We start from the raw sequence: 6721 nt of genomic DNA on the forward strand, positions 1-6721 counted from the left end.
CCGCGCAGGCGAAGGCACGCGAGGCGCTCGTGCAGGCGGCACTCGCCGAGCTCGAGCCGCTGTGCAGGCGCGCGCCCACCGTCGAGCGCCTGAGCCTGCTGGGCAGCACCCACAAGCGCCACGCGCTCGTCGCCGCCGCGCCGGCAGCGCGCCTGGAGGCGCTCGACGCCTGCGCCGAAGCCTACCGCGAGGCCTTCGAAGCCGGCGGCAGCCAGGACGCCTACCCCTTCACCAACTGGGCGAGCGCGGTGCTGCTCGCAGCGCATCTCGACGCCGCCCACCCTGGGCTGCCGCCGTCCGCGCTGGAAGAGGAGCTCCCACGCCTGCGCACCGGCCTGCAGGAGCGCGGCGGGCGCAATCCCGACTTCTGGACCGCCGCCAGCCTGGCCGACCTCGACCTGGTGATGCTGCTCGCCCGCAGCCTGCCCGCGGCCGAGACCGCCGCACGCGGCCGCAAGCGCGCCGCCGGAGCGACCGAGGCCTGCGCCGCGCTGACCGAGCGGATCCTCGCCACCTACCGCGACGCCCTCGCCCGCGGCGCGAGCCCGCGCGAACGCGCCTCGCTGGTGGAGAACCTCGACGCGCTGCTCGCGCTGCTGGAAGGCGGCCCGCCTGTGCTCGGCGACCGCCTGCGGCGGATCCGCGACGCGATCTGAACCCCCGCCCCCAGCCCGGGGGCGGGCAGCCCGCTCAGGCGCGCACGCCCCCGCGCAGGAAGCGCCCGGTGTCGAGGAAGTGCAGGGTCTGGATCAGGCAGGCGCGCGACCACAGCATCTGCATGTGGGTCACCGGCAGCACGGCATGGTCGCGCGCGCCTGGCCAGCGCGTCTCGGCCACCGTCACCATGCCGTCATTGGGCTTCTCCATGCCGGGCACGATGCGCCCCATGCCGACCGGCCGGTTGCCGGCGACGACGCCGATCTCGTAGCCGGGCGGCACCTCGGGCAGCGGCCGCGCCAGCCACTGCGGCAGCACCCGGCCGAGGGCGCCGCGCAGCACCGGGACGTGCAGGATGCGCTCGCCCGCAAACGACCCGCAGCACGGCGAACCGAGCAGGACCGTCCGACCGATGCCTTCCGGGTGATGGCGGGCGAGCATGTTCAGCACGAGGCAGCCGCCCAGGCTGTGCCCGACCAGATGCAGCGGCCGGCGGTCGAGGGCGGCGATGTGCGCCGCCAGTTCGTCCGCCGCGCCGTCGAGCGAGCCGAGCAGCGAATGCCAGGAGAACACCCGGCTCTCCCGCCCCATGCCGCTCAGCCGGCGGCGGTGCGCGGCAAACACCGCGCCGTGCATCCACAGGCCGTGGACGAAGAGGATCAGCGGCTTTTCGGTCTGCATCGCGGCGCTTAGTTGCCCTTCAGCTGCCGCGCGGTCAGCGAGGGGTTGTCGCCACTGTAGGCGGCCTTGATCGCGCCCCAGGCCTCCTCTGCGGTCTCCGCGTAGTGGAACAGGTTCTTGTCCTCCGGGCTGATCACGCCGTGCTCGACCAGCACGTCGAAGTCGATCAGGCGCTCCCAGAAGTCGCGCCCGATGAGCACGATGGGGCGGCGGCGGATCTTGCGCGTCTGCGTCAGCGTCAGCACCTCGAAGAGCTCGTCGAGCGTGCCCAGGCCGCCGGGGAAGCTCACCAGCGCCACCGCGCGCATCAGGAAATGCATCTTGCGGATGGCGAAGTAGTGGAACTGGAAGCACAGCTCGGGCGTGATGTACGGGTTGGGCGCCTCCTCGAAGGGCAGGAAGATGCTCATCCCCATGCTGCGCCCGCCGGCGTCGAAGGCGCCGCGGTTGCCCGCCTCCATGATCCCCGGCCCGCCGCCGGTGGCGACGATCACCGGCTCGCCGAGCGCCTCGGACTCGCGCGTCACCAGCTCGCCGAAGCGGCGCGCCTCGTCGTACCAGCGCGCGTTCTTCACCATCTGCTGCGCGCGCCGGATCGCGGCCTCGTCGCCGCTCGCCACCGCGTCGCGCAGCATGACCTCGGCCACGTCCGGCGCCTTGAAGCGCGCGCTGCCGAACACCACGACGGTCGATTCCACCCCCTGCTCCTGCTGCACCAGCTCGGCCTTCAGCAGCTCGAGCTGCAGCCGCACCGGTCGCAGCTCCTCGCGCAGCAGGAAGTCGGTGTCGGTGAAGGCCATGCGAAAGGAGCTGCCGGGGCCGTCATAGCGGCCGTGAGGCTGGGCAGCCTTGGCCTCGTCCTCGGCGGAGGGGAAGTTGCGGGCGCGGATGGGGGGCTTGTCGCTCATCGGGGAGTCCATGCGGTTGGGGAGGCCGCATCATCGCATCCGCACGTGACGGGACGCGAGCTCCGCCCCCGGATCAGCGGCCGTCCCAGCACGCGACGGATGCGGTCGACACACCCTGCTCGAGGGCCGCACGTGCCTGGGCTTCCAGCGCACGCAGGAAGCCCGGTCGCGCCCGCAGCCGCTGCCAGTACGCCAGCGTCGCCGGCTTGAAGCGGTCCTGCAGGCCGATGTCCGTGGCCAGCATCAACGCGTAGCTGACCGAGACGTCGGCCGCGGTGAATCGCCCCGCGCACAGGAACTCGCGGGTCGCGAGCCGGGGCTCGAGCGTGCGCAGGCGCGACAGGAACCAGCGCGTGTAGTCCTCGGCCGCCTGCGCCAGGCGGCGCTCGGGCGGCTCGAAGCGGCCGTAGCGCAGGATCAGGGTCTGCGGAAAGGTGAGGGTCGCCTCGCCGAAATGCAGGTCGTTGAGGTAGGCGCCGAAATCCGCCTCATCCACGCCGACGTCGAGCGTGTGCGGGGAATGCCGCGCCGCCAGGTACTGGCAGATCGCCGCCGACTCGCTCATCCACACGTCGCCGTCGAGGAAGGCGGGGATGGTGCCGAGCGGATTCACCTCGAGGTACTGCTCGTCCCGGCTGCGCGGCGGAAAGGGCAGCACCTTCAGTTCATAGGGCAGGCCGAGCTCTTCCAGCATCCACAGCACGCGGAAGGATCTGGCGTTGATGCAGTGATAGAGGGTCATCGTCATCGGCGTTGCGCTCCGGAGAAATGCAGCCATGGCCACGCACTCTGGATGTGCGAAGGGGCTGCAATGATGGCAGGATCTCAGCCCAGCAGCGCCACCGACTTGATCTGCGCCCACATCCGCCGCCCCGGGCGCAGCACCAGCTGCTCGGCGGCGCGGCGGGTGATGCGGGCGAGCAACGGGGTTCCGCCGGCGTCCATCTTCACCAGCACATGGGCCGGAGTGTCGGCGCCGACGACCTCCTCGACGATCGCCGGCAGCAGGTTCTGGATGCTGCTGCCCTCGACCCGGTGGTCGGCGAGGCTGACGTCGCGGGCGTGGATGCGAAAGCGCAGGCGGCGGCCGAGTTCCACCGCCTGGCGCTGCACCCACACCGCGCCGCCGGGAAAGTCGAGCCGGGTGAGGTGGTAGTGGTCGTCGTGCGCGGCGACCGTGCCGTCGATGACCACGCCGGCATCCTCGGTGAAGGCCGTGGGCAGGTCGAGGCGCGCCATGGTCGCGTGCAGCTCGCCGGCGGCCATCACCTTGCCCTCGCCGAGCATGACCACGTGGTCGGCCAGCCGGACGACCTCGTCGGGCGAATGGCTGACGTAGAGCACCGGGATGTCGAGCTCGTCGTGCAGGCGCTCGAGGTAGGGCAGGATCTCCTGCTTGCGGCGGTGGTCGAGCGCGGCGAGCGGCTCGTCCATGAGCAGGATGCGCGGGCTGGTGAGCAGCGCGCGCGCCATGCCGACGCGCTGGCGCTCGCCGCCGGAGAGGCGATCGGGCATGCGCTCGAGCAGGGCCTCGATGCCGAGCAGCGCCACCGCGTGCTCGAGCTGCACCCGGCGCGCCGCCGCCGGGATGCGGCGCAGGCCGAACTCGAGGTTGCGCCGCACCGACAGGTGGGGAAACAGGCTCGCCTCCTGGAACACGTAGCCGAGCTCGCGGCGGTGAGTGGGCACCTGGATGCCGCGCGCGTCGTCCTGCCAGCATTCGCCGTTGACCACCAGGCGCCCGCGCGCCGCCGGCTCGAGCCCGGCGACGCAGCGCAGCAGCGTGGTCTTGCCCGAGCCGGAGTGGCCGAACAGCGCGGTGACGCCGCGCCCGGGCAGGCGCAGGTCGACGTCGAGGCGAAAGCCGGCGTAGTCCACCGCGAAGCGTGCCTCGATGCCGGCGGCCGGTAGGGGGGAGCCCGGGGTCCCCGCGGGGGTGGCGCCGGTCGCAGCGGTGGCGACAGGACTTGCGGCAATTGCCGTGCTTGCGCCGCTTGCCAGCGGATGCTCGGCCATCAGCCCACCCCTCCGCCCACGTTGCCGCGCCGCCGGCCGTAGAGCGTGAGCAGCACCACGAAGCTGAACACGAGCATGCCGCCCGACAGCCAGTGCGCCTGGGCGTACTCCAGCGCCTCGACGTGGTCGTAGATCGCCACCGAGACCACCCGAGTCTTGTCCGGGATGTTGCCGCCGATCATCAGCACCACGCCGAACTCGCCCACGGTGTGGGCGAAGCCGAGGATGATGGCGGTGACGAAGCCCGGTCGCGCCAGCGGCAGCGCGACGTTGAAGAAGCGGTCCCAGGGCCCGGCGCGCAGCGTGGCGGCGACCTCCAGCGGGCGCCGGCCGATGGCCTCGAAGGCGTTGGCGAGCGGCTGCACGACGAAGGGCAGCGAGTAGACCACCGAGCCCACCACAAGTCCTGCAAAACTGAACGGCAAGAGGCCTAGGCCGAGCGCCTCGGTGAGCCGGCCGAGCGGCCCGTTCGGCCCCATCGCCACCAGCAGGTAGAAGCCGATCACCGTCGGCGGCAGCACCAGCGGCAAGGCCACCACCGCCCCCACCACGCCCTTCCAGCGCGAGCGCGTGCACGCCAGCCACCACGCCAGCGGCGTGCCGAGCAGCAGCAGCACCGCGGTGCTGACCGCGGCGAGCTCGAGGGTGAGGCGGATGGCGGACCAGTCGGCGCCGGTCAGGGTCGGCATGGAGCGGGCATGAAGAGGGGCAGGATCGTCGAGGCGGCACGCCCGTGCGGCGGCGGCCCCCATTGTGCCGCGCCCGGCGCGCGGATTGAAAGCGCACCGCGCCCCAGGGGTGTCGTGGCCTCGAAGGTGAGCGGGTACCCGGGCGCCGAGGTGTGCATGTTCCGGCGCGCCAACACGACGCAAGCACGCGGGGCGAAGTGTAGGAGCGGCGGAAGTCGCGAACCGGGCAGATCCTCTGCGAGACGCCGCGACGGGTACCCGGGGCGCCTCAATTCGCACCTTCGGGCGCTCCTACAAAACCGCCGCGACCCGAGCCTGATTTCGCGCCTGCCGGCGCTCCTACAGAAACCGATGCGGGACGGGGCGGGTGTGGCGAGCTGCGAATCCTGTAGCGCCGGAGCGGCGAGTGGCGGCAGGCTCCATCAACGCCCCACGGGCGCGGTCGGCAGCTCGAAACCGTAGCGCCGCAGCACCGTGCGTGCGGACTCGCTGCCGATGAACTCGGCGAACACGCCGGCGAGCGGCTTGCCGGCGGCGGCGCGGGTGAGCATGAAGCCCTGCTCGAGCGGCGCGTGCAGGCTCGCATCGATGAGGTGGTAGCCGCCTTGCGCAGCCAGCGTCGGGTTGAGCGCGAGCGAGAGCGCGATGATCCCCACCGCCGCGTTGCCGGTCTGCACGAACTGCGCGGTCTGGGCGATGTTCTCCCCCTGCACCAGGCGCGGCTGCACCGCCTCCCACACACCGGCGGCGCGCAAGGCCTCCTCGGCACGCTTGCCGTAGGGCGCGTGGCGCGGGTTTGCGATGGCGATGCGGCCGAGCGCAGGGTCGGCGAGGTCCTTCAGTTCCAGGGTGCGCGCGTCGCGGATCGCGCTCCACAGCACGATGCGGCCGAGCGCGTACGGTCGGGTCGTGCCGTGGGCGAGGCCCTCGGCCTCGAGCGTGCGCGGGTAGGCGATGTCGGCAGAGAAATAGAGATCGAAGGGCGCGCCCTGGCGGATCTGCGTGGCGAACTTGCCCGAGGAGCCGTACACCACCTCGACCACGTCGCCCGGATGCGCGCGGCCGAACTCGGCGACGATCTCGTCGAGCGCGAACTTGAGGTCGGAGGCCGCCGCCACCGTAATGCGCTCGCCCGCCGTGGCGGTCGGCGCGAAGACGCCCGCGGCGAGCGCGAGCAGGACACCGAGCACGCGGCGGCGTGGCTGCAACCTGGATGAAACCATCGATCCTTCTCCCTTGTAGAGACAGTGCATCGTGCAGGAGAGGCGGAAGCGGCGGACATCGGCGCGGGTGTTTGGCACCACCTGGCGCCACCGGCGATCCGATGCCCGGTTCGCGTGGACGCAGGCGATCTGCGCCATCGCGCTCTTCAGCGTCGGATTCGCGCCTTCCGGCGCTCCTACACAAACCATCTTCACCGCCACGCGCGGGCAGAAGACCCAGGCGCCTCACGCCGTACGCCGTACGCCGCACGCCTCACTCCTCACGCCTCACGCCTCACGCCTCACGCCTCACGCCTCACGCCCCCCAAGATTCGCCTGCGCGAAGCGCCAGATCAGCGTGGAGGCGTCCGGGCCCTTGGGGTCGCTGAAGTGTTCGCCGGCGACGCCGCCGCTCCAGGCGTGGCCAAGGTGCTCGACCTCGCACACGCGGACGCACACCCGGCGCTGCGCGCGCCAGTCGCTCACGGTCATGGCGTGGCGTGCCCCGCGCTGCACCCTCCGCGGCACGGCGGCGCGCGCGCCGAGCGCGGCGGCCCACTGCTCGGCG

7 protein-coding genes and 1 pseudogene are annotated in these 6721 nt (G+C 72.2%); 1 reads left to right on the forward strand and 7 read right to left on the reverse strand.

The window, feature by feature from the left end:
• On the forward strand, window positions 1-656 hold a 656-nt coding region (locus tag C667_RS18730; RefSeq protein WP_004375938.1), incomplete at its 5' end, for a tetratricopeptide repeat-containing protein.
• A 34-nt stretch (window positions 657-690) separates the two neighbouring features.
• On the opposite strand, the gene C667_RS18735 is transcribed toward C667_RS18730, so the two are convergent.
• The 7 genes and pseudogenes from C667_RS18735 to C667_RS18765 form a co-directional block, all read right to left on the reverse strand.
• Window positions 691-1338 (reverse strand): esterase/lipase family protein, encoded by a 648-nt coding sequence (locus C667_RS18735; protein ID WP_004375940.1) that lies wholly within the window; start codon window positions 1336-1338, stop codon window positions 691-693.
• A gap of 8 nt (window positions 1339-1346) precedes the next feature.
• Window positions 1347-2246 carry an LOG family protein gene (locus C667_RS18740; RefSeq protein ID WP_004375942.1) on the reverse strand — a complete coding sequence of 300 codons (900 nt, stop codon included), beginning with the start codon at window positions 2244-2246 and terminating at the stop codon, window positions 1347-1349.
• Window positions 2247-2319: 73 nt separating this feature from the next.
• Window positions 2320-2994: a glutathione S-transferase family protein gene (locus C667_RS18745; RefSeq protein ID WP_004375943.1), complete on the reverse strand. Its 675-nt coding sequence runs from the start codon at window positions 2992-2994 to the stop codon at window positions 2320-2322.
• A 77-nt stretch (window positions 2995-3071) separates the two neighbouring features.
• Window positions 3072-4262, reverse strand: coding sequence for a molybdenum ABC transporter ATP-binding protein (gene modC / locus C667_RS18750; protein WP_004375946.1), 1191 nt, complete (start codon window positions 4260-4262; stop codon window positions 3072-3074).
• Complete coding sequence (gene modB / locus C667_RS18755; RefSeq protein ID WP_004375947.1) at window positions 4262-4951, reverse strand: molybdate ABC transporter permease subunit; 690 nt, start codon at window positions 4949-4951, stop codon at window positions 4262-4264. Before modB ends, modC begins: the two co-directional genes overlap by 1 nt.
• Before the next feature lie 422 nt (window positions 4952-5373).
• The gene (modA, locus tag C667_RS18760; RefSeq protein ID WP_039922203.1) at window positions 5374-6174 is read right to left on the reverse strand and encodes a molybdate ABC transporter substrate-binding protein; all 801 of its coding nucleotides are present in this window, start codon (window positions 6172-6174) and stop codon (window positions 5374-5376) included.
• 288 nt (window positions 6175-6462) lie between these two features.
• Window positions 6463-6721: pseudogene (locus C667_RS18765) on the reverse strand (extracellular catalytic domain type 1 short-chain-length polyhydroxyalkanoate depolymerase); the annotation flags it as partial.

The organism is Thauera phenylacetica B4P (assembly GCF_000310225.1).
GTDB classification, from domain to species: domain Bacteria; phylum Pseudomonadota; class Gammaproteobacteria; order Burkholderiales; family Rhodocyclaceae; genus Thauera; species Thauera phenylacetica.

Coding starts and splice junctions, on each gene's coding strand:
- modB (WP_004375947.1), bottom strand. CDS start 4,951: ATGCCGACCCTGACCGGCGCCGACTGGTCCGCCATCCGCCTCACCCTC.
- C667_RS18735 (WP_004375940.1), bottom strand. CDS start 1,338: ATGCAGACCGAAAAGCCGCTGATCCTCTTCGTCCACGGCCTGTGGATG.
- modC (WP_004375946.1), bottom strand. CDS start 4,262: ATGGCCGAGCATCCGCTGGCAAGCGGCGCAAGCACGGCAATTGCCGCA.
- C667_RS18745 (WP_004375943.1), bottom strand. CDS start 2,994: ATGACGATGACCCTCTATCACTGCATCAACGCCAGATCCTTCCGCGTG.
- modA (WP_039922203.1), bottom strand. CDS start 6,174: ATGGTTTCATCCAGGTTGCAGCCACGCCGCCGCGTGCTCGGTGTCCTG.
- C667_RS18740 (WP_004375942.1), bottom strand. CDS start 2,246: ATGAGCGACAAGCCCCCCATCCGCGCCCGCAACTTCCCCTCCGCCGAG.